The following is a 24,568-nucleotide window of genomic DNA, read 5'->3' as shown; positions in this document are numbered from 1 at the left end:
GCCTCAGCGGTTGGCGTCGGAGTGCGTCATGGCGGTATAGAACAGCCAGGACACCAACAGAATGATCAGGAAGTACACCAGCGAAAACGCCGCTGCCGGACCGAGGTCGAATTGCCCTACCGCCATCTGCGTCAACGTCTGACTCAAGAAGGTCGTGGCATTACCCGGCCCGCCGCCGGTGAGCACGAACGGCTCGGTGTAGATCATGAAGCTGTCCATGAAGCGCAGCATCACGGCGATCAGCAGCACGCTCTTCAGCTTGGGCAGTTGAATGTGGCGGAACACCGCCCAGGCCGAGGCCCGATCAATCCGTGCGGCCTGGTAATACACATCGGGAATCGCGCGCAAACCGGAGAAACACAGCAGCGCGACCAGCGAGGTCCAGTGCCAGACGTCCATCACCAACACGGTCACCCAGGCGTCCATGGTGTTGGCCGCGTAGTTGTAGCTGATGCCCATCGCGTTGAGGCTGGAGCCGAGCAGGCCGATGTCGGCGCGGCCGAAGATTTGCCAGATGGTGCCGACCACGTTCCACGGGATCAGCAGCGGAATCGCCAGGATGATCAGCACCACCGAGGACCAGCGGCCCTTGGTCGGCATGGTCAGCGCGACGGCGATGCCCAGCGGGATTTCGATCAGCAGAACGCAGGCCGAATAGATGAACTGGCGCAGCAGCGAATCGTGCAAACGCGGGTCGAGCAGTACCTGCTTGTACCAGTCGGCACCGACGAAGTAGCGGCTGGACTGGTCGAAGATGTCCTGCACCGAATAGTTGACCACGGTCATCATCGGGATCACCGCGCTGAACGCCACCAGCAGGAACACCGGCAACACCAGCCACCAGGCCTTGTTGTTCTGCACCTTGTTCATGGCTGCGCCTCCTCGTCGCTGACTTCCAGCAAAAATTCATCGGCATAGACCATCAGCCACTGCGCCGGGAAACTGATGTACGCCGTGCCCTGCGGCACCGGTTTGTCTTCGGCCAGACGCACCTTCAACGGCGCACCATCGAGGTTGAGGGTCATGATCTTGTAGGTGCCGAGGTCTTCGACGTGTACGACTTTTGCCTGCATCGCATCGTCAAACGGCTCGTCCCAGACATGAATAAACTCGGGACGGATGCCGACCTTCAGATTTTTCCACTGACCGTGCTCGATATGACGCTGCATGGCGTCGGACAGGGGCAGGTGGGTCGAGGCGAAACCGACGCCACCGGGTTGCGCCTGCACCTCAATCAGATTCATCCCCGGGCTGCCGATGAAATAGCCGACAAAGGTGTGGCTCGGCCGCTCGAACAATTCCCGTGGCGTACCGAACTGGACGATCTGGCCGCCGTACATCACCGCGATCTTGTCGGCAAAGGTCGAGGCCTCCAGCTGATCGTGGGTGACGTAGACCATGGTGATGTTGAACTGCTCGTGGATCTGCTTGAGCTTGCGCCGCAGCTTCCATTTCAGGTGCGGGTCGATCACCGTCAGCGGCTCGTCGAAGAGAATCGCCGAAACGTCGTCGCGCACCAGACCACGGCCCATCGAGACTTTCTGTTTTTCGTCGGCGGTGAGGTTGCGCGCCTTTTTGCTCAACAGATTCTGCAGGTCGAGCACTTCGGCAATTTCCTGCACCTTGCTGTGCACTTTCGCCTCGGCCATGCCCTGATTTCGCAGGGGAAAGGCGAGGTTATCGAACACGGTCATGGTGTCGTAGACCACCGGAAACTGGAAAACCTGAGCGATGTTGCGCTTCTCCGGGGTCAGGTCGTTGACCGCTTTACCATCGAACAGCACGTGGCCCTGTGAAGGGCTGAGCAGGCCGGAAATGATGTTGAGCAAGGTCGACTTGCCGCATCCGGACGGACCGAGCAAGGCGTACGCCCCGCCCTGCTCCCAGATGTGGTCCATTTCGCGGATCGCATAATCTTCCGCGCCGCTCGGGGTTTTGCTGTAACTGTGGGCGAGGTGCTGCAATCGGATTTCGGCCATCAGGCAACCCTCGCGATACGCCGGCCAGGTGCTTGCACCAGACGGCCCTGCGCATCGAAAACGAACAGTTTATGGGTCGGGATATAAATGCGGATCGGCGCATCGACGTCGTATTCGTGAACCCCGGGCAGGTGCAGCACCAGCAGGAAATGCTCGTTGCGCACGTGCAGGAAGGTTTCCGAACCGCTGATCTCGGCGACTTCGACGGTCACGGCCAATTCCAGATCGTCGTCGTTGCTCGGCACCAGCGAGATATGGCTGGGGCGTACGCCGAAACGGAACTCGCCCTCGCCCACCGGGCGCAGATCGACGTTCAACGGAAAGTGTACGAAGTTGGCAAAGCTGACTTCGTTGCCGGCGATGCGCCCGGGCATCAGGTTGATCGGCGGCTCGGAGAACAACTCCGCCGCCAGTACCGTTTGCGGCTGATGGTAAACCTCGGTCGACGGCCCACTCTGGATCACCCGGCCTTCGTGCAGGATGGTCGTGGTGCCGCCGAGGGCCAGCGCTTCGTTGGGTTCGGTGGTGGCGTAGATGGCGATGGTGTGGCGCGCCTTGAACAGCTCCCGCATTTCCTGACGCAGCTCTTCGCGCAGCTTGTAGTCGAGGTTGACCAACGGCTCGTCGAAGAGGATCAGTTCGGCGTCCTTGACCAGCGCGCGGGCCATGGCCGTGCGCTGCTGCTGACCGCCGGAGAGTTCCAGCGGATAGCGCTGCAAGAACTTCTCGATGCGCAGCATGCGTGCGGTTTCCTGCACCTTGCTGTGGATGATCTCTTTGGCGATACCGGCCTGGCGCAGCGGCGAGGCGATGTTCTCGAACACCGTCATGGTCGGGTAATTAATGAACTGCTGATAGACCATCGACACATTGCGCAGCCGCACCGGGCGCTGGGTGACATCGACGCCGTTCATCAGCACGCGACCGCTGTCGGGCTTGTCGAGGCCGGCCATCAGGCGCATGAGACTGGTCTTGCCGGACAGAGTGCGCCCGAGCAGAACGTTGAAAGATCCGGGTTCGAATTTCAGGCACGCATCGTCGATCCAGATCTGGCCCTCGACGGTACGGCTGACGTGCTCCAGGGTGAGTGACATGGCTCGGCCTTTTTTATTTTTTGGAGTCAAGCGACCGAAGCAACAGAGCGACATTCGTGCCAGAAATGGCAAGTGGTTGATTTGGTTTGAGAATCGCTGATTACGTGGAAACGAGGCGTTCACAGCTGAACACTTTTGAACAGTGGGGTGATTGACAATGAACAATAGTGAACAACACTCTATGGACGCTTTTCCCCAATCCTGAATGCAACGGGATCCCTGTGGGAGCGAGCCTGCTCGCGAAAGCGGTGTGTCATTGAATGAATCCATTGACTGAACCGACGCTTTCGCGAGCAGGCTCGCTCCCACAGGGGGATTTGTGTAGTTTTGAAGATCGGGTTCATAACAATAATAAAATCGCTGCACTCAGAGGCTCGCCCCCCATGGCCGCACCTGCTTCGCCGCTGTCCCACGACGCGATCGTCCAGACTTCCTGGCAACGTTGCCGCGCGTTCGGTCTCGACCATCAGAGCACACCGGCCTTCGATCAATTGCCTGCGGCCGGCATTGCGCGCCTGCTCGACAGTCATCATTCGCTGGTGCAGACCACCCACCAAGAGGTCCTGCCCTATTACGAAAACATCCTCAGCAACTCCAATTGCCTGATCATGCTCGCCGACAATCAGGGTCAGGTGCTGACTTCGTGGGGCACGCAGCGGTTTATCGAGCCGAACCTGGCGCGGGGCTTTCAGGCCGGGGCGAGCTGGATGGAACGCAGCAGCGGCACCAATGCGATCGGCACCGCGCTGGCCTGCGAACAGGCAGTGCACATCGAACACGACGAGCATTTTCTCAAGGTCAACCGCTTCATGACCGGCTCCGCCGCGCCGATTTTCGATGCCGAGCGCAAGGTCATCGCCGTGCTGGATGTGTCCAGCGACAGCTACCTGCCGCCCTCGCACACCTTGGGCATGGTCAAAATGATGAGCCAGACCGTGGAGAACCGGCTGATCCTCAACCTGTTTCATGGCCAGCATTTTCAACTGACCTTCAACACCGGGTTGAACAACCTCGACAGCCAGTGGGCGGGGTTGTTGATTTTCGATGAAAGCGGTCAGGTGCTCTCGGCCAATCGCCGCGCCGACAACTTGCTCGGTGTGCGCCTGTCACGGGTCAGCGTCGAAAGCCTGTTCAAGGTCTCGCTGCTGGAGCTGATCAATCAGCCCGAGGGGTTGCCGTTTGCCTTGCAGACTTCCGGGCGCAACCGTTTTCAATGCTTGTTGAAACGACCGAAACAGGCGCCGGTTCAGGCGCGGGTGTTTAGCCCAGAAGCGAAACCCGCCGCGCCCGCAGCGATCAGCCTCAACAGCCTGCATTTCGGCGACAGCCGCGTAGAAAAAGCCGTGCGCCAGGCCGAACGGTTATTGGAGAAAGACATTCCGCTGTTGATCCACGGTGAAACCGGGGTCGGCAAGGAAGTCTTCGTCAAAGCCCTGCATCAGGCCAGCTCGCGAAGCAAACAGGCATTCATAGCGGTGAACTGCGCAGCGATCCCCGCCGAACTGGTCGAATCTGAATTGTTTGGCTACGAGAAAGGCGCGTTTACCGGCGCCAACCAGAAAGGCAGCATCGGCCTGATCCGCAAGGCCGACAAAGGCACGCTGTTCCTCGATGAGATCGGCGATATGCCGCTGCCAACCCAGGCGCGCCTGTTGCGAGTGTTGCAGGAACGTTGCGTGCAACCGGTGGGCAGCAGCGAATTGTTCCCGGTGGATCTGCGAATTATCTCGGCGACCAATCGCTCGTTGCGCGAGCAAGTGCAGTTGGGCCGCTTCCGTGAAGATCTGTATTACCGCATCGGCGGCCTGACCCTGGAACTGCCGCCGCTGCGTGAGCGCAGTGATAAACAGGCGTTGTTCAAGCGACTGTGGGAGCAGCATCGCGAGCCGACGCAATGGGCGGGGCTGAGCCCAGAGGTACTGGAATTGTTTGAAAAGCATCCGTGGCCGGGGAATTTGCGACAGGTCAGCAGCGTGATGCAGGTGGCGTTGGCGATGGCTGAAGAGCAACCGGTGCGACCGGAGCATTTGCCGGATGATTTTTTTGTCGATCTGGAGATGGAGCCGGTGGAGACGGCGCCGCCGCTGGGGCTGGATTTGAATGATGTTGAAGCGTTGAATCGGGAGTTGAAGGCGGCTGGGGGGAATATTTCGCATCTGGCGCGGCGGTTGGGGGTGAGCCGGAATACGCTGTATAAGCGGTTGCGGCAGATTGGCAATTAAAAGCCAGATCAAAAGATCCCAGCCTTCGGCAGCTCCTACAGGGATCGCGTTTCCATGTAGGAGCTGCCGAAGGCTGTATTATTGACTTTAATTGGCCTTTCGGAGCAATCATGTCCTTCGCTTATCAGGTGCGGCTAAGCGCAGTGCAAGAACTGTTCGACTAAAGATGAAGTTCTGCGGGGATACCATAAACATGATTAACCTCTTCTATCGGATCAAACTCCACCGGCTCAATGCTATCAGGAGCATCTGCCTTTATCCGCTCGCCCTTCCATACTTTGAACGCTGGCGCATGTTTTTCGTAAGGAGCTGCGAGTTGAAAGTTGAATCCCTGCGCAGTGAAGTTTAGCGTAGTTAGCTGTTTGTCTTTATGAAAATGAAAATAACCCGAAATATCCACAGGGCTGCTGCTGTCCGCCTTTAAATATTTCCCGGTAAAACTGCCCTGCGCTTCATTGGCTTTAAGTACTTGGAAGGCGTGTCCATATGGCCTTGAGTAAAAATTCATTATCATCCGAGCAGAATCTGTCATTGTCTGGTCCTCTTTCATTCAGGTAACAAAAAGAAACGTGAGCGCTTCTTGGTTTTAACTCCTGACCTTCGCGCCACTTCTACTGAAGTTTTAAAATAAGCTATCACCCGGAAAAAACACCTGTAACAAATGACAGTTCGCAAGACGAATTCGCGATAAAAACCATGATTTACCCAGCATTCACCCAAGTTTAACAACAGAACTCAGGAAAGCCGAAGCGTAACTGTGCCGAGGGTTTTTTATCTCTCGCCACAGTTACAACGTAATTTTTAAATGAACAGCATTACGCACAAGGCGGGCTTTGTTTTTAAGCCGGGCTCATCAGTCAGCCAGACGCCAGGTAGTCCCACCCTTGCCATCTTCCAACACGACACCCATCGCCGTCAGCTGATCACGAATCCGGTCCGACTCGGCCCAGTCTTTCGCAGCCCGAGCCGCCAGACGCGCCGCAATTAGCGCATCAACCTCAGCCGCATCGACCCGCCCCTCAGCGCCGGCCTGTAGGAAGTCATCCGCCTCCAACTGCAACACACCCAGCACACTCGCCAGTTCTTTCAGACGTGCCGCCAGACCGGCCGCCGCATCAAGATCACTCTCACGCAGACGGTTGATCTCGCGCACCATCTCGAACAGCACGGCGCACGCTTCGGGGGTGCCGAAGTCGTCGTTCATCACCGCGGTGAAACGCTCGACGAACGCTTCGCCGCCCGCCGGCGCAACGGTCGGCAGACCTTTCAGCGCGTGGTAGAAACGCTCCAGTGCGCCCTTGGCGTCCTTGAGGTTGTCTTCCGAGTAGTTGATCGCGCTGCGGTAGTGGCTCGACACCAGCAGGTAGCGCACGACTTCCGGGTGGTACTTGTCGAGCACGTCGCGGATGGTGAAGAAGTTGTTCAACGACTTGGACATCTTCTCGCCATTGATGCGAATCATCCCGCAATGCATCCACGCGTTGGCGTACGTCTTGCCGGTAGCCGCTTCGCTCTGGGCGATTTCGTTTTCGTGGTGCGGGAACTCCAGGTCGCTGCCGCCGCCATGAATGTCGAAGGTCTCGCCGAGGCAGCAGGTCGACATGACCGAGCACTCGATGTGCCAGCCCGGACGTCCGGCGCCCCATGGCGATTCCCAGCTCGGCTCGCCCGGCTTGGCAGCTTTCCACAGGACGAAGTCGAGCGGGTCTTCCTTCGACTCGTCGACTTCGATGCGTGCGCCGATGCGCAGGTCTTCGATCTTCTTGCGCGACAGCTTGCCGTAGCCCATGAATTTGGCGACGCGGTAGTACACGTCACCATTGCCTGGCGCGTAAGCGTAGCCCTTGTCGATCAGGGTCTGGATCATCGCGTGCATGCCAGCGATATGATCGGTGGCACGCGGTTCCATGTCCGGCTTTTTGATATTCAGGCGCGCTTCGTCTTCGTGCATCGCGGCGATCATGCGCTCGGTCAGCGCTTCGAACGATTCACCGTTCTCGCGAGCACGATTGATGATTTTGTCGTCGATGTCGGTGATGTTGCGCACGTAGGTCAGGTCATAACCGCTGAAGCGCAACCAGCGCGTCACCAGGTCGAACGCGACCATGCTGCGGCCGTGGCCGAGGTGGCAGTAGTCGTACACGGTCATCCCGCAGACGTACATGCGCACCTTGTTGCCATCCAGCGGCTTGAAGACTTCTTTGCTCTTGGTGAGCGTGTTGTAGATCGTTAGCACGTTAGTTCCTTGACTCACTCACTGGCCCCACGAATCACGCAGGGTCACAGTACGGTTGAATACCGGCTGACCGGGTTTCGAGTCCTTCAAATCAGCGACGAAGTAACCTTCGCGCTCGAACTGGAAACGGTCTTCCGGCTGTGCGTTGCCGAGCGATGGCTCAGCGCGACAACCGGTCAGCACTTGCAGCGAGTCAGGGTTGATGTTGTCGAGGAAACTGGCGCTGTCTTCGGCCTTTTCCGGGTTTGGCGAACGGAACAGGCGATCGTACAGACGCACTTCGCACTCGACGCTGGCGGCGGCCGGCACCCAGTGGATCACGCCTTTGACCTTGCGCCCTTCCGGGTTCTTGCCGAGGGTGTCCGGGTCGTACGAGCAACGCAGTTCGACGATGTTGCCGTCGGCGTCCTTGATCGCTTCGTCGGCACGGATCACGTAGCTGCCGCGCAGACGCACTTCACCGGCCGGTTCCAGGCGCTTGTAGCCCTTCGGCGGCTCTTCCATGAAGTCTTCACGGTCGATGTAGATTTCCCGGGCGAACGGCAAGGCGCGCACGCCCATGTCTTCTTTCGGGTGGCGTGGCAGCTCGAGGTTTTCGACCTGGCCTTCCGGGTAGTTGGTGATGACCACTTTCAGCGGACGCAGCACGCACATGGCGCGCGGTGCGCTGTGGTCGAGGTCGTCACGGATGCTGAATTCGAGCATGCCGAAGTCAACCACGCCGTCGGAACGGTTGGTGCCGATCATTTCGCAGAAGTTGCGGATCGATTTCGGCGTGTAGCCACGGCGGCGGAAGCCCGACAGCGTGGACATGCGCGGATCGTCCCAGCCATTGACGTGCTTTTCGTCAACCAGTTGCTTGAGCTTGCGCTTGCTGGTGATGGTGTAGTTGAGGTTCAGACGGCTGAACTCGTACTGACGCGGGTGCGCCGGCACTGGCAGCGCGTCGAGGAACCACTCGTACAGCGGACGATGGCTTTCGAACTCGAGGGTGCAGATCGAGTGGGTGATGCCTTCGATCGCGTCCGACTGACCGTGAGTGAAGTCGTAGTTCGGGTAGATGCACCACTTGTCACCGGTCTGGTGGTGATGGGCGTGGCGAATGCGGTACATGATCGGGTCGCGCAGGTTCATGTTCGGCGAAGCCATGTCGATCTTCGCGCGCAGCACGCGAGCGCCGTCCGGGAATTCACCGGCCTTCATGCGCGCGAACAAGTCGAGGTTCTCTTCCACGGAACGGTCGCGGAACGGGCTGTTCTTGCCCGGCTCGGTCAGGCTGCCACGGTATTCCTTGGCCTGCTCGGGGGTCAGGTCATCGACGTAGGCCTTGCCGGCCTTGATCAGCTCGACCGCCCAGTCGTGCAACTGGTCGAAATACTGCGAGGCGTAGCGCACTTCGCCGGCCCATTCGAAGCCCAGCCACCGCACGTCGCTTTTGATCGCGTCGATGTATTCCTGATCTTCCTTGGCCGGGTTGGTGTCGTCGAAACGCAGGTGCGTGACGCCACCGAACTCCTGGGCCAGGCCGAAGTTCACGCAGATCGACTTGGCGTGGCCGATGTGCAGGTAGCCGTTAGGCTCCGGCGGGAAGCGGGTCACGATCTGGGTGTGCTTGCCCGAGTCCAGGTCTGCCTGGATGATCGGCCGCAGGAAGTTGACCGGCACGGCAGGGCCGGACTTGGCATTCGAGGTAGGGTCGACAGTGGGCTTGCTCATAGGATCCTTGACTTACATGTGCGCGGCCGCAAAGAGGGGCCAGACAAAACAAAGCCGCTATCATAGCCGATGCTGTCAAGGGCCTGACAGAGCAGGCCCTATAAAGGCATGCATTTAATCGCCGCGAAATGAAAAACCGCCTCGAAATTCGCGCCTGTCACGCTAAACTGCGCACCTTGGCCGAAGCAGGCTGAACCGGTTTTCGGGCCAGGTGTCGGAAAACCACGAATTCCCTATACAGAGTAATGACCATGACTCAAGTCAAACTGACCACCAACCATGGCGACATCGTCATCGAACTGAACGCTGAAAAGGCGCCGATCACCGTTGCCAACTTCATCGAATACGTGAAGGCCGGTCACTACGAAAACACCGTTTTCCACCGCGTCATCGGTAACTTCATGATCCAGGGCGGCGGTTTCGAGCCTGGCATGAAAGAAAAGAAAGACAAGCGTCCAAGCATCCAGAACGAAGCGGACAACGGTCTTTCCAACGACAAGTACACCGTCGCCATGGCCCGCACCATGGAGCCGCATTCGGCTTCGGCGCAGTTTTTCATCAACGTTGCCGACAACACCTTCCTCAACCACAGCGGCAAGAACGTGCAGGGCTGGGGCTACGCGGTATTCGGTAAAGTCACCGAAGGCACCGACGTTGTCGACAAGATCAAAGGCGTGTCGACCACTTCCAAGGCCGGCCACCAGGACGTACCTGCTGACGACGTGATCATCGAGAAAGCCGAGATCATCGCAGCGTGATATTGCTGATTTCAGACTTGCATCTGGAAGAGGAGCGCCCGGACATTACCCGGGCGTTTCTGGATTTGCTCGCCGGACGCGCCCGCTCGGCGAGTGCGTTGTACATCCTTGGCGACTTTTTCGAGGCGTGGATTGGCGACGACGCCATGACGCCCTTTCAGCGTTCCATCTGCCAGGCCCTGCGCGATTTGAGCGACAGCGGCACGGCCATCTTTCTGATGCACGGCAATCGCGACTTCATGCTCGGCAAGGCGTTCTGCAAAGAGGCCGGCTGCACGCTGTTGAAGGACCCGAGTGTCGTGCAGTTCTACGGCGAGCCGGTGCTGCTGATGCACGGCGACAGCCTGTGCACCCGCGACGTCGGCTATATGAAGCTGCGCCGCTACCTGCGTAACCCGATCACCCTGTTTATCCTGCGTCACTTGCCGTTGCGCAGCCGCCAGAAACTGGCGCGCAAACTGCGCAACGAAAGCCGGGCGCAGGTGCGGATGAAGGCCAATGACATCGTCGACGTCACGCCGGAGGAAATTCCGCGGATCATGCAGGCGTTCGGGGTGAAAACCCTGATTCACGGGCACACCCACCGCCCGGCGATTCACAAGTTGCAGCTCGGTGAGCAGGCGGCGAAGCGGATTGTTCTGGGCGATTGGGATCGTCAGGGCTGGGCGTTGCAGGTGGATGAGAGCGGGTACGCGCTGGCGCCGTTCGATTTCGCCCCGCCGCCTGCCCTGCCCGCCCCCACTCTCTAAAGCCGAACACAAAACCCAATGTGGGAGCGGGCTTGCTCGCGAAAGCGGTGTATCAGACAAATCAACGCTGAATGACACATCGCCTTCGCGAGCAAGCCCGCTCCCACATTTTTGACCGCGTAATGCCTCAATGACCGCTGGCGGCAGGTCCGGCCTTGGCGGCAAACGGCGGCTTCGCCAGCCACACGATCAAGATCAACCCCATGAACCCCCACCCGAGCAGCGTGAAGTAATCCACGGTCGACAACATGTACGCCTGACTGGTCAGAATCTGATCCATCTGCGCATACGCCGACTGACTCGCCCCGCCCAGCGTATTCAACGTCTCGCGCGTCGCCGGCTCGAACGTGCTGATGCTCTCGCTCATGTAGGCATGATGCTGATCGGCCCGGCGAATCCAGATCCACGTCGTCAGCGACGCCGCAAAGCTGCCGCCCAACGTACGCAGAAATGTCGCCAGACCGGCACCGTCGGCAATCTGGCTCGGCGGCAGATCCGACATCAGAATGCTCAACGTCGGCATGAAGAACAGCGCCACGCCGATACCCATGAACAACTGCACCAGGGCGATGTGCTGGAAGTCGACCTCATTGGTGAACTCGGCGCGCATGAAGCAGCTCAGGCCAATCGCCAGAAACGCAATGCCGGCGAGCAGACGCAGGTCGAACTTGTGCGCGTACTTGCCGACAAATGGCGACAGCAGCACTGGCAAAATACCGATCGGTGCCACGGCCAGACCGGCCCAGGTCGCGGTGTAGCCCATTTGCGTTTGCAGCCACTGCGGCAGGATCAGGTTGATGCCGAAGAAACCGGCGTACCCCAACACCAGCACCAGCGTGCCGATACGGAAATTGCGATAGGCGAACAGGCGCAGGTTGACCACCGGATGGCGGTCGGTCATTTCCCAGATCACGAACACCGCCAGCGCCACCACAGAAATCGCCGCGCCGACGATGATGAAGTTCGATTCGAACCAGTCCAGGTCATTGCCCTTGTCGAGGATCACCTGCAACGCACCGACGCCGATGATCAGCGTAATCAACCCGACGTAATCCATCGGCTGACGGCTGGTCACGACCGGCCGTTTAGCCAGTTGCGAACGCACCACCATCACCGCAAAGATGCCGATCGGCACGTTGATAAAGAAGATCCATGGCCAGCTGTAACTGTCGGTGATCCAGCCACCGAGAATGGGCCCGGCAATCGGCGCGACCACCGTGACCATCGCCAATAACGCCAGGGCCATCCCGCGTTTCGCCGGCGGATACACCGCGATCAACAGGGTTTGGGTCATCGGGTACAGCGGCCCGGCGACCAGACCTTGCAGCACACGAAAGCCGATCAGCTCGGGCATCGAGGTCGAGATACCGCAGAGAAACGACGCCAGCACGAACAGCATGGTCGCCCACAGAAACAGCTTCACCTCGCCGAAGCGGCGGCTGAGCCAACCGGTCAGCGGCAGCGCAATCGCGTTGCTCACCGCAAACGAAGTGATCACCCAGGTGCCCTGCTCCGAACTCACCCCGAGGTTGCCGGAGATCGTCGGCAGTGCGACGTTGGCGATGGTCGTGTCGAGCACTTGCATGAACGTCGCCAGCGACAGACCGATGGTGCTGAGCAACAGGCTGGGCGGCGTGAAAGAAGCGTTATTGCTCATGGTGAATCCTATGAAACCGGGTTGGCGCTGCGTCCTGATGAACACAGCCGGCCTTGTGGGAACGGGCCCCTGTGGCGAGGGGATTTATCTGTGGCGAGGGGATTTATCCCCGCTGGACTGCGCAGCAGGCCCGTTTTTCCTGAGCCAAAAGAGGGGCCGCTTCGCGACCCAGCGGGGATAAATCCCCTCGCCACAGATAAATCCCCTAGCCACAGATAAATCCCCTCAGCCACAAGGAGCGCACCTGAAAGATCGTGGTGTCAGCGCTGCGCGGTCTTGCCCGCCGCTGCGCTGTTGTCGTGAATCAGCTGCGCAATCATCGCGTCCGCTTCAGCCAGTTGGCGGTCGTAGACGTTGGTGCTGAACGAGGCCTTTTGCGGTGGTTGCTGCGCCAGTACCGGGCCGCTCTGATCGTGCAGATTCACTTCAACGTTGGTCGACAGCCCCACGCGCAATGGGTGCCTGGCCAGTTCTTCGGCATTGATGTGAATGCGCACCGGCACGCGCTGCACAATCTTGATCCAGTTACCGGTGGCGTTCTGCGCCGGCAGCAAGGCAAACGCGCTGCCGGTACCGGCGCCGAGGCTGTCGACGGTGCCGCTGTATTTCACGTCGCTGCCATAGATGTCGGCTTCGATATCGACCGGCTGACCGATGCGCATGTCACGCAGTTGGGTTTCCTTGAAGTTGGCGTCGATCCACAACTGATCCAGCGGAATCACCGCCATCAGCGCGGTGCCCGGCTGCACGCGCTGACCGAGCTGCACGGTGCGTTTGGCGACGTAACCGGTGACCGGCGCGATCAAAGTGCTGCGGGCATTGGTCAGGTAGGCCTGACGCAGATCGGCAGCGGCGGACATCACATCCGGATGCGACGAGACCACGGTGTCGTCGACCAGTGCGCTGGTGGTTTTCAGTTGCTGTTTGGCGTTGGCCAAGGCGTTCTGCGCCGAGGTCAGGTCATCGCGGGCGTGGGACAGCTCTTCCTGGGAAATCGCCCCGCCCTGGGCCAGATTTTTCCGCCGGTTGTAGTTGTCCTGGGCCTTCTGCACTTCGGCCTGTTGCGCGTTGACCTGGGCCTTCATGCCGTCAACGTTGCTGTACAAGCCGCGCACCTGACGCACGGTGCGCGCCAGTTTGGCCTTGGCACTTTGCAGGCCGACTTCGGCATCGTTGGGGTCGAAGTTGACCAGTACCTGGCCTTCGTGGACCAGATCACCGTCATCGGCGCCGATGCTGACTACGGTGCCGGTAACCAGCGGCGTAATTTCCACCACGTTGCCGTTGACGTAGGCATCATCGGTGCTTTCGTTCCAGCGCCCGATGAACTCGTGATAGGCCCAGACGCCGGCGCAGGCGAGTGCGACCACAACGGCGAGGGTCAGCAACAGCACTTTGCGTTTGCGCGGGTTACCGGTGTCCGGGGTGTTGCCTTGAGCTTGGGTGTTTTCGGCAGTGGCCATGACAAATACCTTGAATTAGGGGTGCGGCGTGGCTGGGGTGGCGTTGGCTGCGGTCAGGTTTTCACCCTGGAAGCCGCCGCCCAGCGCTTGCATCAGTTGAATCGACAGGTCGATCTGCTCGGCATTGAGGGTCGCCAGTTGGCGCTGGGCCTGGAGCAATTGCTGCTCGATGCTGAGCACGTCCAGGTAGTTGCCGATGCCGGAACCGTAACGCTGGACGACGGTGTTGTAAGAATCCTGAGCGATGTCGGTGGCGTGTTGCTGCGCGCCGATCTGTCGACCGATATCACGCAACTGGTTGATCGTGTCGCCAACATCGCCGAGGGCTTTCACCAGACTTTTGTTGTACTGCGCCACCGCCAGATCGTAATCGGCATCGCGCGCATCGAGGTTGGCGCGCAGGCGTCCGCCATCGAAGATCGGCAGCGACACGGTCGGGGCAATGTTGAAGAAGCGACTGGCCGAACCGAACATCGCATCACCCAGCAACGACTCGGCGCCGGCCGAGGCCGACAGGTTGAGGTTGGGATAGAAACGGGTTTTCGCCGCGTCGATATCTTTGCTCGCCGCCTCGACACGCCAGCGCGCGGCGACCAGATCCGGGCGGCGACCGAGCAGTTCCGCCGGCAACACCGACGGCACCGCCACAGCGCTGGCTTGCAGGACTTTCGGTCGGGCGATTTCGTTACCGCGATCCGGGCCTTTGCCGAGTAATACAGCCAAAGCGATTTTCGCGCTGTTCAGGCGCTTTTCCGCATCGATCAGGCTGGCCTGAGAACTGGCTTCCAGGCTCTGGGTTTGCTGGAACTGGTACTGGCTGTCGATCCCCGAACTCAAGCGGCGCTGACTGAGGTCGAGCATTTGCCGGGTGCGCTTGAGGTCTTCACTGGCGAGGTCGTACACGATGTGCGCCTGGCCGAGATCGCTGTAAGCGCGGGCGACGTCAGCGGCGAGTGTCAGCTGCGCGGCCTGACGGTCGACTTCAGCAGCGCGAGCCTCGCCGAGTGCGGCTTCCCAGGCATCGCGCTGGCCGCCCCATAAATCGAAGTTGTAATTGAAACCGGCGCTGACATTGCGCACCGTCGCATAGGCACCGCCCTGCCCCAACGGATCCTGGTCGCGGGCCAGACGCGAACGGCTGATGCCGGCGCTGGCGTCGAGGGTCGGATAACGTTCGGCATCGGCGGCGTACGCGGCAGCACTGGCCTGATGCGCGCGGGCTTCGGCGATTTGCATGTCCGGGCTGTCGTGCAGGGCTTCGCGGATCAGACCGTCGAGCTGCGGATCGCCGAGGCTGCTCCACCAATCGCTTTTCGGCCACGCCGCCGGTGACAGCTTGACGCCGTTCAGAGACTGCGCTGTCTCAAGCTTCGCCGCATCGAGGCGCTGGCCTTCGGTGTCGAGGCCACTGTAGTTGGCGCAACCGGCGAGGATCATCGCCGACAGCAACAGCGTCAGGCTGCTGCGCAAGGTTTTAGCGCTCATTGTGTTCACCTAAACGCTGGACGGTGATCGGGTCGCCGGCCGCCAGGAGGATTTTCTTGAGGATGTATTCGAGGGTTTTCAGCTCATCGCGGGAGATGGCGCCGGCCAGCTCGTTCATCGCGTCGGCGCCGATGTACGGCAGACGATCGGCCAGGTGCTGGCCCTGCTCAGTCAGTTTCAGTTGCACCTGACGCCGATCGCCTTCGCTGCGCTGGCGGATCAGGAAACCTTTCTGCTCCAGACGATCAAGCATGCGCGTCATCGAACCGCTGTCCAGCGACAGATGCCGGCACAGCTCGGCCGGGGTGTCCACGCCGAACTGGGCCATGATGATCAACACCTTGAACTGCGCGGCGGTGATGCCGTGGGGTTCCATGTGGGTGTCGATGATCCGGTCCTTGAGCAACGCCGCACGGCCAAGCAACAGGCCGAGGTGGCAATGTTTGAATTCGTCGGGGGTGAAATGCTTCATGTGCTCACCTAATAACTGCCTAGGCAGCGAAAGTATGTCGGGATGTTACTGCTTAGGCAGCGAATGTCAACGCAATAGTTAGGGGGCTTGGTAATTAGGCTGGGTTTTAGCGATGGAGAGGCGTTGGAATGCATTCCACTGTAGGAGTGAGCCTGCTCGCGATGGCGTCATTTCATTCAACGTCAATGGTGCGGCTGATGGCCTCATCGCGAGCAGGCTCACTCCTACAAGGGGAACGCATTCCAAATGTGGGAGCGAGCCTGCTCGCGAAGGCAGCGACGCGGTCCAAGGGAGCAAACAACTCTAAGAATCGCCTGATGCCCAAGGCCACTGCGTACGCTTAACGTACGCCACTTATTGACCGATACGTAAAGCCCACCTCATGAAGCGTTTCCAACTCCAGCGCCCTGTCCCGCTGACGACATTGATTCACACGCTGTGTCTGACGCTACTCTTCGCGTCCAGCTACGCGGGCGCGGCTAATTGCTCGTTCTACCCGGGTCATCATCAAACAACTATTACTATGCAAGTACCGGCTACACTTTCGGTTCCTCGTGACACACCTAACGGCACCGTAATATATGAGAGCCCTGCATTAACACTTGGCCCTACGCCCAGCTCGTATAAATGCACTGCCGAGTTTTCATATGGTGTTCAGAACAAGGTCGGCCTATCCAAATCGGGCGACCTGGTTTACGCCATCGCAAACACAGGGCTTGCATGGCAATGGTCCTTCAAAGAAGGCGTAACCATACCCATTTATCCGGGTATTCGGCGAGAAGCAGGCGGATACGGATGGGACACCACAAGGCATGTGCTACGACTAATCAAGATAGCGGACGTAATCGATGCGCAGAAAATCCCGGCCGGAACACTGGGGGTTTTCCATGCAGACGGTGTCTCACCACTAGCAATGGCAACCAACGGCACAACTATCGTGCCTCAATCATGTGAAACGCCCGACATCAAAGTAGACATGGGGTCGCATGACATGAGTGTTTTCGCCCACAACGGAGCATATTCTGAGCCGGTCAAATTCGACATCAGTCTTAATAACTGCCCATCAGGCATTAACAAAGTCACTTATACACTCAAACCGACCTCAACTTCCCCCGGACAAGACTCCACGCGGGGCATCGTAAAGCTGACTGCCGACTCGACTGCTCAGGGTGTGGCATTGCAAGTACTGAACAGTGATGGAAACCCCTTCGTTTTTTATCAAAGCTATGTATTCACGGACTATCCCTCTGCGGGAGGCAACTTGAAAATCCCGTTGAGCGCTCGGTACTTCCGCGTCGCTGAAACAGGTGGAAATGGCGGGTTTGACAAGGGCATGCGCGCCGGATCAGCTAACGCAACCATCGCGTTTGTCATGAGTTACCTGTGAGTCTACTGATGCGCTGGCATAGCGGATTGTCCGTGCGCCCTCTTTAGGAATCGTCTGATTTTCGTCATGCCCGGCCCGCCCTACTGTGCCGGCATGCGATTGAAGAACTACCTCCATCAGATCAGCCCGGTGCTGTCCACGCCTCACGCGGCGCGACGCCTGTTGCGCATTTTCGCGTTGGTGCTGCTGGTAGGTATTCTGGGCGGCGTGTACAGCTTCCTGCTATTCACCTTCAACAATGAAATTTCTCAACGGCGCAGCTACATGAGCAGCGCCATCGCCGAAGCGCACACTTTTTTCACCACCCGCGAAGCGTTGCTGGAAAGCCTGAGTCTGTCGGCGACCCGCCAGACTGCGTTGAGCGCGCCGTTGTCCGAAGAAGAGATTCGCCTGCTGCTGGGGCAAACGCCGGGCAAGCAGTGGAGCATCTGGCTGACCCAGCGCATGCGCGACTACCTCAAGGCGCGCAAGTTGAACCTGCTGTATGTCAGCAGTGGTGCCGATGCGCAGGTCTGGCGCCTGTACAACACGACGCCAATGGCCGGCGACTTCCCGCAAGCGATGCTCAATCGTCTGGAAACCCTCAAGCGTCACAACACCAGCGCCCTGCAGGAAATCTGGTTGACCCACGACTCGCGCGGGCACTCCCAGCTGTACATTTTCATTCGCCTGGATGATCGCGATCTGGAGTCCGGCTGGCTGGGTCTGGAAATGGATGATCGCGAAGTCGCCAACGCCTTGAGCGACCACAGCGCCGGTGAGTTCACCATGTTCAACTCACAAGGCATGCCGCTTTTCAGCAACAGCCACAAGCCGCCACCCGGGCAGGATCTGCCGTTGCTGCGCCAGCAGGATTTTTTCGGCTTCGTCGGCGACGGCTGGCTGCCCGAGCAGTTGGTGTTACGCAAACAGCTGAAGTCATCGGACTGGCAATTGACCTACTCCATCAACTTGCTCGCCGTGCTTTGGACACTGTGGCCGCAGATGCTTGGCGCGCTGCTGTTCTGTCTGGCGAGCATCAGTCTGGTGTGGCTGCTGATCCGACGCCTGGAGCATCGCTTTATCACGCCGACTCTGCACCGGATTCAGGCGCTGGTGGAAAGCGAGCTGTTCAGCCGCGACGTGATCCAGACCGCGCCAGTGGCGCTGTGCGTGCTGCGCCGCAGTGACGCTCAGGTCGTGCTGGAAAACACCCTCGCCCAGCAGTGGCTGGGCCAGTGCAGCAAGCAGCTTGGGCCCGACTGGATTCGCAATGCGTTTGATGAGAAACCACCGTGCCTGACCGATTATTTCGAAACCGCCGATGGTCGACACCTGTACCTGAGCTGCGCGCCGACCCGCTACAAGGGCGAAGACGTGTTGCTTTGCGCCTTCAGTGACATCAGCGCACGGCGGCAAATCGAAGCGGCGCTGGAACAGGCGCGGCAGTCGGCCGATGCCGCCAACGAAGCCAAGACGCTGTTTCTGGCGACCATGAGCCACGAAATCCGCACGCCTCTGTACGGCGTGCTCGGTACCCTCGAATTGCTCGCCCGCACCCAGCTCGACACTCAGCAGCAAAGCTACCTGCGAGCGATCGAAGGTTCGTCCGCGACCCTGCTGCAATTGATCTGCGATGTGCTCGATGTATCGAAAATCGAGGCCGGGCAATTGGCGCTGGAACTGAGCGATTTTTCCATTGTGGCGCTGGTGCAAGAAGTGGTGCAGGGCTACGCCGCAGCGGCGCAGAGCAAAGGTTTGCAGTTGTATGCCTGCTTCGATCCACAACTGCCCGACAGTCTGATCGGTGACGCCAGCCGCGTGCGGCAGATCCTCAATAACCTGTTGAGCAACGCAGTCAAGTTCACCGATTCCGGGCGTGTGGTCTTGCGGGTCAAAGTGCTGTCGCGCGAAGGCGAGCGCGTCTGCGTGCAATGGCAAGTCTCGGACACCGGGCGCGGCATTGCCCATGCGGATCAGGATTTTATCTTCGAGCCGTTCTACCAGACCCAAGGCAACAGCCACGTGGTTGCCGGCACCGGACTGGGTTTGCCGATCTGCCTGCGTCTGACCAACCTCATGAACGGCACCCTGCGCATGGTCAGCGAACCGGGGCTGGGTAGCAGTTTTTCCCTGACCCTGCCGCTGGAGCAGCGTTCGGGCAATGCGTTGCCAGAAATGAAGCCGACGCTCGCCGGCGAAACCGTTTACGTGGTGTCGCCGGTGCGCGAGCTGGCCGAGAGCCTCGCTGGCTGGCTGCGCCGTTGGGGCGCGCGCCCGCACCTCGGCGCGCCGGCCAACCATGAGCCTGGCGACGGCGGGGTATTGCTGGAGCTGTACCCGGCGCCCATGGAACAGCGCAGCGAAGTGCACTGGCCTGGAACGCGCGTATTGGCCAGAGGCGATGGCGCCTGGCAGGCGCAAACTCATCACAACGGCTGGACCGTCAATCTGAACGATCTGGGCGCAATCCGTCAGGCCGTGCGCCAGGCTCAGGGCGGCCCCGTCATCGAGCACCAACAGCTGGCAGAAACGCCGACGCTGGCGCCGTTGCACCTGCACATCCTCGTCGCCGAAGACAATGCGATCAATCAGTTGATCCTGCGCGACCAGTTGCAAGAGTTGGGCTGCGCGGTGGCGCTGGCCAGCGATGGCGAAGAAGCCTTGTCGCTGTGGCAGGACGACGTTTTCGACATTGTCCTCACCGACGTCAACATGCCCCGGGTCAACGGCTATGAACTGGCGAAGGCCCTGCGACGCCTGGGCTGCACCACGCCGATCATCGGAGCCACTGCCAATGCCCTGCGCGGCGAAGAAGCGCTATGCCTCGCCGCCGGCATGAATCACTGTCTGATCAAACCTTTTACGCTAAGAGCCTTGTCGACTGTCCTGGCTCCCTACCAACGAGTCGCCCATGAAGTCCTGTAGCCTGCTGATTGTCGAAGATCACCCGTTTCAGCATCTGTATTTGCAGAATCTGTTCAACGAGCTGGGCCTCTTTGATCTGGAGTTTGCCAAGGACGGTGAAGAGGCTTTGCGGCGCCTGAAAAACCGCGAGTTCGATCTCGTGCTCACCGATCTGCTGATGCCGGGCATGGACGGCGTGCAATTCATTCAAGGCCTCGCGGCGCAGACATCGCGTCCGGCACTGGCGATCATGAGCGCTGCCTCGCGGCGCATGCTGATGGGCGCAAGCCTGGTGGCGAGCAACCTGCAGGTGAAGGTCATCGGGCTGATTTCCAAACCGGTCAACAGCGCGGCCCTGCGTTGCCTGATCGAGCAATTGCAGGCGCTGCGTCAGGACGTGCCAGTTGCAGCGCATGCAGGCATCGATCGGCCCAATATTCTGCGCGCGCTGGATAACGGTGAGCTGCAGGCCTGGTTCCAACCCAAGAAGGCTCTGGACAATGGCCGCATCGTCGCCGCCGAAGCACTGGTGCGCTGGGTACATCCAGAACACGGCATGTTGTTGCCGGGGGTTTTTCTGCCGGCGCTGATCGCCTACGACCTTGAAGAGCGTCTGCTCTGGCGGGTGCTGGAACAGGCCATGGCTGCCCAAACGGTGTGGCGCCAGCAGGGTTATGACATTCCGGTATCGATCAACCTGCCCACGCACCTGCTAAACAGCCACGACCTGCCCGATCGCATCCTCGCGTTTGTTCTGCAACACGACGGCCTGCCGGCACGCATCTGTTTCGAACTGATGGAGTGCTCGGTGCCCGACGACATCAGCAATTTCTACGCAGGAGCCTGCCGCTTGCGTATCAAGGGTTTCGGCCTGTCCCAGGATGATTTTGGCAAGGGCTACAGCTCCTACATGAACCTGGTGTCGGCGCCGTTCACCGAACTGAAAATCGACCGTGCGCTGGTGCAGGGTTGCAACAGCAACGCCGAACTGGCGCAGGCATTGACCAGCATTGTCACCCTCGGTCGGCAGCTTGGCCTGACGGTGGTGGCCGAAGGCGTGGAAACCGCGCAAGAACTTGCTCTGTTGCGTAAGATCGACTGCACTCAGGTTCAGGGTTTCCTGATTTCCCACGCCGTGTCTTCGGAGCAGTTCCAGCAGTTGCTCTGCCAGGATGGGCCGGCAAATGCCTGGTGAGCCGCAGGCCGCACAGACCAAAGTCATTTGCCAGCGAGGCCATCGTGTTCAAACGTTCCTTCACTCTCGCTGAACAGGCGTGCTAATGCCGCATCCCAACGCCTTTCTGGAAAAACTCGCCAGCAGCTCACAGCGCCTGAACAAGGGTTTGCTGATTCTCGGCGCGCTGGTGTTGCTGTTGCTGGGCATCAGCTATCTGGGCGTGCAGCGCATGGTCGAAGAACAGCGCGACACCCTGCAGTTCCACTTCGCCAGGCTGATGGAAAACATTAGCGAGCAGGAGGCGTTCCTCGGCGATATCTCTCGGGCCAGCGCCAAGGGAGAGTATTTCCCGACGACAGTGGCGCCGCCGGTGGTGCAAAAATTATTGCCCGAAGAAGGCCCGAATATTTATGAAGCGCGTGGCCTGCCGTTTTCGCTGCCGTTCAGCGTGAAGATCGACCCGGAGCGAATCGCCCCCGGCCAATACCCCAAGGTGTTTGCCCTCGGCAGTTATCTGGCGGCTTACTACAGCGCTTTCTGGGCGGCCTCGCATTACCAGTCGCCGCAGGTGATCCTGCTCAACGGTCCGGACAACTTCGACATCGCCGTGCCCGCCACCGGCCGTTTGCGCGGCGCGGGGCCGACGCCGGTCGGGCGGTTCGTCGAGATCATGACGCAAAAGAATCTGCAAAAAAGGCCGCAGGCCACAGCCCAAGTGCACTGGGTGCCCTATCCGTTCATGCAGGATGACGATGTCACTCCGAGCCTGCTGGCCTACGTGCGCATCAATCTGAACAAACCGATGCTGGAAATCGAAGGTTCGAATTCGTGGGCGGTACTCGGCTCACTCTTGAAACTCTCGCAGGTCAACAACATCGAGCGTTTGATGGAGTGGTCGATCTACGACGATTTCACCTTGATCACTCCCAGCGGCACGGTGTTGCTCGGCGCGCTGAAGCCCGGGCAGGTGCTTGATGATGGGGTTAACTTCAACGGTGACGGGCTGGTGTTCAAGCTCACCAGCCCCGGCGAACAGCATTGGACGGCGATCTACGTGATCAGCGTGCAGAGGTTTCTCGATTACGCGCTGTGGCCGCTGCTGTGCCTGTTGATCCTGGTGCTGGCCCTGCTCGGCTGCAGCCGGGCGCTCAATCGCTGGTACACGCAACGAGTCATTCTGCCGGCACAAAGCGCCCATGCGAGTATCGCCGAAAGCGAAGCCTTCAGCCGCGCAATCATCGACACCGCCCCGACCGGCCTGTGCGTGATCCGTCGCAGCGACCATCAGGTGCTGCTGCAAAACCAGCGCGCCCACCAATGGCACGGCACCCGAGAACTGATCGGCCTGCTCGACCAGCAAGCCGCCACCGGCCACGGTCACGCCGAACTGGAAATCGACGGCCGGCATGTGCATGTCGCCTTCGTCTCGACCCGTTATCAGGGCCAGGACGCTTGGCTGTGTGCGTTGCATGACGTGACCCGGCATGTCGAAGACGCGGCGGCGCTGGAAGTTGCGCGTCAGGCCGCCGACTCGGCCAATAAGGCCAAGAGCCGTTTTCTGGCGACCATGAGCCATGAAATCCGCACGCCGTTGTATGGCGTGCTTGGCACCCTGGAACTGCTCGGTCTGACCGCGCTCGCACCGCGTCAGCAGGAATATCTGCACACCATTCAGCGCTCGTCGGCCAGCCTGTTCAAGCTCATCAGCGACGTGCTGGATGTGTCGAAGATCGAGGCCGGGCAGATGAACCTTGAGCTTCAACCGTTCTGTCCGCTGGAGCTGACCGAAGACATCGTGCGCAGCTACGGCGCCTTTGCCCGTGGCAAAGGCCTGCAACTGTACGCCTGCATCGATGCGGCACTGCCGGATCGGCTGCTCGGTGACGCACAGCGCATTCGGCAGATTCTCAATAACCTGCTGAGCAACGCGATCAAGTTCACCGACAACGGTCGCGTGGTGATGCGTGTGCATGTGCTGCAAAACGTCGACGGCACCGCCCAGGTGCAGTGGCAAGTCAGCGACTCGGGCGTAGGCATTTCCCAGGCGCAGCAACAACAGTTGTTCGATCCCTTTTATCAAGTCAACGAAGCCGACAGTCATGCCGGCGCGGGCTTGGGCCTGGCCATCTGCAAATGGCTGTGCGAACTGATGCACGGCGAGTTAAGCGTGGTCAGCGAGCCGGGGCTGGGCAGCAGCTTTACCCTGCAACTGGCCCTCGAATGCTTGCCGGGCGATCTCGCCGATTGTCCGGCGTTCGCCGTCGGCAGCGCTGCCGTTTATGTTCGCGCGCCGGTCGCCGAGCTGGCACAGCATCTGATTGGCTGGCTCAACCGCTTTGGCCTCGACTGCCGCTTGGTGACCCATGAGTTGCCGCCACCATCGGCGTTGCTTGTGGATCTCGCCCCCCTCGCCCACGCCGCGCCGTTCAGCGGCCCGCGGATTATCGCCGACGCGAGCGGGCCCAACCCGGTGCAGCCGAGCGGCGCCGACTGGCACGTCGATGCCGATGATGTGCGTGCCATTGCCTGGGCGGTTTATCTGGCGCAACACGGTGCTACGGCACAATGTCCAGCCTCGCGCCAGACCATGACCCGCGACCTGAATCTGCGTGTGCTGGTGGCCGAAGACAACGTGATCAACGCGGCGATCATCAAGGAGCAACTGGAGGCGCTGGGCTGCTCGGTTTTCGTCGCAGCAAATGGCGAACAAGCGCTGGCGCAATGGGCGCCGGGCCGCTTCGATCTGCTGCTGACCGACGTCAACATGCCGGTCATGAACGGCTACCAACTGGCCGCAGCACTGCGCGAGCACGATGCTGCCCTGCCGATTATCGGCGTCACCGCCAATGCCTTGCGCGAAGAAGGCGAACGCTGCGCCGCCGTCGGCATGAACGCGTGGATGGTCAAGCCGCTGAACCTGGAAACCCTGCGCGGACAGCTACAAAACCATTGCCAGGCCGCTCTCGCGCCGGTGGCTGCCGCCCCACCTGTGCTCGCGCCAAAAATGCGCGAGCTGTTTGTTGCGACCTTGCGCCAGGACATCCAGACCACTCTCGACGCGCTGGACGCAGCCGATGCCAATGGCGTGGCGCAGCAACTGCACAGTATGGCCGGGGCACTGGGCGCGGTGCAGATCGAAGCGCTGGCCCGCGCGTTTATTGAAATGGAATGTCGCCTGACCGGCATGGCGCTCACCCAAGCGCTGGCCGTGGAGGTGCGCCATCAACTGGCGCGCCTGACTGAGCTGCTCGACACCCTTGAATAACTTCACTCTGGATAAAGCACCC

Annotated in this window: 17 protein-coding genes; 7 read left to right on the top strand and 10 right to left on the bottom strand. The window is 60.0% G+C overall.

Annotated elements, in window-relative coordinates; genetic code table 11:
• Nucleotides 1–3: 3 nt before the first annotated feature.
• The 3 genes from HU765_RS19980 to HU765_RS19970 are packed head-to-tail and all read right to left on the bottom strand — an operon-like array spanning nt 4 to nt 3,073.
• Nucleotides 4–870, bottom strand: a complete 867-nt coding sequence (locus HU765_RS19980; RefSeq protein ID WP_007912484.1) for a sugar ABC transporter permease — start codon at nt 868–870, stop codon at nt 4–6.
• Nucleotides 867–1,979, bottom strand: coding sequence for an ABC transporter ATP-binding protein (locus tag HU765_RS19975; RefSeq protein WP_186549943.1), 1,113 nt, complete (start codon nt 1,977–1,979; stop codon nt 867–869). Before HU765_RS19975 ends, HU765_RS19980 begins: the two co-directional genes overlap by 4 nt.
• Nucleotides 1,979–3,073 carry an ABC transporter ATP-binding protein gene (locus HU765_RS19970; protein ID WP_186622486.1) on the bottom strand — a complete coding sequence of 365 codons (1,095 nt, stop codon included), beginning with the start codon at nt 3,071–3,073 and terminating at the stop codon, nt 1,979–1,981. The genes HU765_RS19975 and HU765_RS19970 overlap by 1 nt, the downstream gene beginning before the upstream one ends.
• Nucleotides 3,074–3,456: 383 nt before the next feature.
• On the opposite strand from HU765_RS19970, the gene HU765_RS19965 reads away from it, so the two are divergent.
• Nucleotides 3,457–5,295 (top strand): sigma-54-dependent Fis family transcriptional regulator, encoded by a 1,839-nt coding sequence (locus HU765_RS19965; protein WP_186622485.1) that lies wholly within the window; start codon nt 3,457–3,459, stop codon nt 5,293–5,295.
• A gap of 160 nt (nt 5,296–5,455) precedes the next feature.
• On the opposite strand, the gene HU765_RS19960 is transcribed toward HU765_RS19965, so the two are convergent.
• The 3 genes from HU765_RS19960 to HU765_RS19950 all read right to left on the bottom strand — a co-directional run bounded on the left by HU765_RS19960 (nt 5,456) and on the right by HU765_RS19950 (nt 9,247).
• A complete protein-coding gene (locus tag HU765_RS19960) occupies nt 5,456–5,827 on the bottom strand; it encodes a hypothetical protein (protein ID WP_186622484.1) in 372 nt (123 codons plus the stop codon).
• 321 nt (nt 5,828–6,148) lie between these two features.
• Complete coding sequence (cysS, locus tag HU765_RS19955) at nt 6,149–7,531, bottom strand: cysteine--tRNA ligase (protein WP_186622482.1); 1,383 nt, start codon at nt 7,529–7,531, stop codon at nt 6,149–6,151.
• An 18-nt stretch (nt 7,532–7,549) separates the two neighbouring features.
• The gene (locus tag HU765_RS19950; protein WP_186622480.1) at nt 7,550–9,247 is read right to left on the bottom strand and encodes a glutamine--tRNA ligase/YqeY domain fusion protein; all 1,698 of its coding nucleotides are present in this window, start codon (nt 9,245–9,247) and stop codon (nt 7,550–7,552) included.
• A gap of 251 nt (nt 9,248–9,498) precedes the next feature.
• Here HU765_RS19950 and HU765_RS19945 point away from each other — a divergent pair, with 251 nt between their 5' ends.
• Both HU765_RS19945 and lpxH read left to right on the top strand, forming a co-directional pair.
• Nucleotides 9,499–10,005 carry a peptidylprolyl isomerase gene (locus tag HU765_RS19945; protein WP_186549931.1) on the top strand — a complete coding sequence of 169 codons (507 nt, stop codon included), beginning with the start codon at nt 9,499–9,501 and terminating at the stop codon, nt 10,003–10,005.
• Nucleotides 10,002–10,754 (top strand): UDP-2,3-diacylglucosamine diphosphatase, encoded by a 753-nt coding sequence (gene lpxH / locus HU765_RS19940; protein ID WP_186622478.1) that lies wholly within the window; start codon nt 10,002–10,004, stop codon nt 10,752–10,754. Before HU765_RS19945 ends, lpxH begins: the two co-directional genes overlap by 4 nt.
• Nucleotides 10,755–10,881: 127 nt before the next feature.
• On the opposite strand, the gene HU765_RS19935 is transcribed toward lpxH, so the two are convergent.
• The 4 genes from HU765_RS19935 to HU765_RS19920 all read right to left on the bottom strand — a co-directional run bounded on the left by HU765_RS19935 (nt 10,882) and on the right by HU765_RS19920 (nt 15,831).
• The gene (locus tag HU765_RS19935) at nt 10,882–12,411 is read right to left on the bottom strand and encodes a DHA2 family efflux MFS transporter permease subunit (protein WP_110645493.1); all 1,530 of its coding nucleotides are present in this window, start codon (nt 12,409–12,411) and stop codon (nt 10,882–10,884) included.
• A gap of 260 nt (nt 12,412–12,671) precedes the next feature.
• Nucleotides 12,672–13,874, bottom strand: a complete 1,203-nt coding sequence (locus HU765_RS19930; protein ID WP_186622476.1) for an HlyD family efflux transporter periplasmic adaptor subunit — start codon at nt 13,872–13,874, stop codon at nt 12,672–12,674.
• Between the two features lie 15 nt (nt 13,875–13,889).
• Complete coding sequence (locus HU765_RS19925; RefSeq protein ID WP_186622475.1) at nt 13,890–15,359, bottom strand: efflux transporter outer membrane subunit; 1,470 nt, start codon at nt 15,357–15,359, stop codon at nt 13,890–13,892.
• Nucleotides 15,349–15,831, bottom strand: a complete 483-nt coding sequence (locus HU765_RS19920; protein WP_186549923.1) for a MarR family transcriptional regulator — start codon at nt 15,829–15,831, stop codon at nt 15,349–15,351. The genes HU765_RS19925 and HU765_RS19920 overlap by 11 nt, the downstream gene beginning before the upstream one ends.
• Before the next feature lie 382 nt (nt 15,832–16,213).
• On the opposite strand from HU765_RS19920, the gene HU765_RS19915 reads away from it, so the two are divergent.
• The 4 genes from HU765_RS19915 (at nt 16,214) to HU765_RS19900 (ending at nt 24,546) form a co-directional block, all read left to right on the top strand.
• Nucleotides 16,214–17,218, top strand: a complete 1,005-nt coding sequence (locus HU765_RS19915; RefSeq protein WP_186622473.1) for a fimbrial protein — start codon at nt 16,214–16,216, stop codon at nt 17,216–17,218.
• Nucleotides 17,219–17,311: 93 nt separating this feature from the next.
• Complete coding sequence (locus HU765_RS19910) at nt 17,312–20,125, top strand: ATP-binding protein (protein ID WP_186622491.1); 2,814 nt, start codon at nt 17,312–17,314, stop codon at nt 20,123–20,125.
• Nucleotides 20,112–21,299, top strand: coding sequence for an EAL domain-containing response regulator (locus HU765_RS19905; RefSeq protein ID WP_186622471.1), 1,188 nt, complete (start codon nt 20,112–20,114; stop codon nt 21,297–21,299). The genes HU765_RS19910 and HU765_RS19905 overlap by 14 nt, the downstream gene beginning before the upstream one ends.
• 85 nt (nt 21,300–21,384) lie before the next feature.
• Entirely contained in the window at nt 21,385–24,546 is a 3,162-nt protein-coding gene (locus tag HU765_RS19900; protein WP_186622469.1) for a hybrid sensor histidine kinase/response regulator, read from the top strand.
• The last annotated feature ends 22 nt before the right edge of the window (nt 24,547–24,568 follow it).

It is taken from the genome of Pseudomonas sp. SWRI81 (genome assembly GCF_014268545.1).
GTDB classification, from domain to species: Bacteria; Pseudomonadota; Gammaproteobacteria; order Pseudomonadales; family Pseudomonadaceae; genus Aquipseudomonas; species Aquipseudomonas hamedanensis.
The sequence above is the reverse complement of the archived record's forward strand: the minus strand, read 5'-3'. Positions and strand labels throughout refer to the sequence as shown.

What these genes read in the sequence shown, in the direction of transcription:
- HU765_RS19980 (WP_007912484.1), bottom strand. Translation starts at nt 870, where the DNA reads ATGAACAAGGTGCAGAACAACAAGGCCTGGTGGCTGGTGTTGCCGGTG.
- HU765_RS19975 (WP_186549943.1), bottom strand. Translation starts at nt 1,979, where the DNA reads ATGGCCGAAATCCGATTGCAGCACCTCGCCCACAGTTACAGCAAAACC.
- HU765_RS19970 (WP_186622486.1), bottom strand. Translation starts at nt 3,073, where the DNA reads ATGTCACTCACCCTGGAGCACGTCAGCCGTACCGTCGAGGGCCAGATC.
- HU765_RS19965 (WP_186622485.1), top strand. Translation starts at nt 3,457, where the DNA reads ATGGCCGCACCTGCTTCGCCGCTGTCCCACGACGCGATCGTCCAGACT.
- HU765_RS19960 (WP_186622484.1), bottom strand. Translation starts at nt 5,827, where the DNA reads ATGACAGATTCTGCTCGGATGATAATGAATTTTTACTCAAGGCCATAT.
- HU765_RS19950 (WP_186622480.1), bottom strand. Translation starts at nt 9,247, where the DNA reads ATGAGCAAGCCCACTGTCGACCCTACCTCGAATGCCAAGTCCGGCCCT.
- HU765_RS19945 (WP_186549931.1), top strand. Translation starts at nt 9,499, where the DNA reads ATGACTCAAGTCAAACTGACCACCAACCATGGCGACATCGTCATCGAA.
- HU765_RS19935 (WP_110645493.1), bottom strand. Translation starts at nt 12,411, where the DNA reads ATGAGCAATAACGCTTCTTTCACGCCGCCCAGCCTGTTGCTCAGCACC.
- HU765_RS19930 (WP_186622476.1), bottom strand. Translation starts at nt 13,874, where the DNA reads ATGGCCACTGCCGAAAACACCCAAGCTCAAGGCAACACCCCGGACACC.
- HU765_RS19925 (WP_186622475.1), bottom strand. Translation starts at nt 15,359, where the DNA reads ATGAGCGCTAAAACCTTGCGCAGCAGCCTGACGCTGTTGCTGTCGGCG.
- HU765_RS19920 (WP_186549923.1), bottom strand. Translation starts at nt 15,831, where the DNA reads ATGAAGCATTTCACCCCCGACGAATTCAAACATTGCCACCTCGGCCTG.
- HU765_RS19915 (WP_186622473.1), top strand. Translation starts at nt 16,214, where the DNA reads ATGAAGCGTTTCCAACTCCAGCGCCCTGTCCCGCTGACGACATTGATT.
- HU765_RS19910 (WP_186622491.1), top strand. Translation starts at nt 17,312, where the DNA reads ATGCGATTGAAGAACTACCTCCATCAGATCAGCCCGGTGCTGTCCACG.
- HU765_RS19905 (WP_186622471.1), top strand. Translation starts at nt 20,112, where the DNA reads ATGAAGTCCTGTAGCCTGCTGATTGTCGAAGATCACCCGTTTCAGCAT.
- HU765_RS19900 (WP_186622469.1), top strand. Translation starts at nt 21,385, where the DNA reads ATGCCGCATCCCAACGCCTTTCTGGAAAAACTCGCCAGCAGCTCACAG.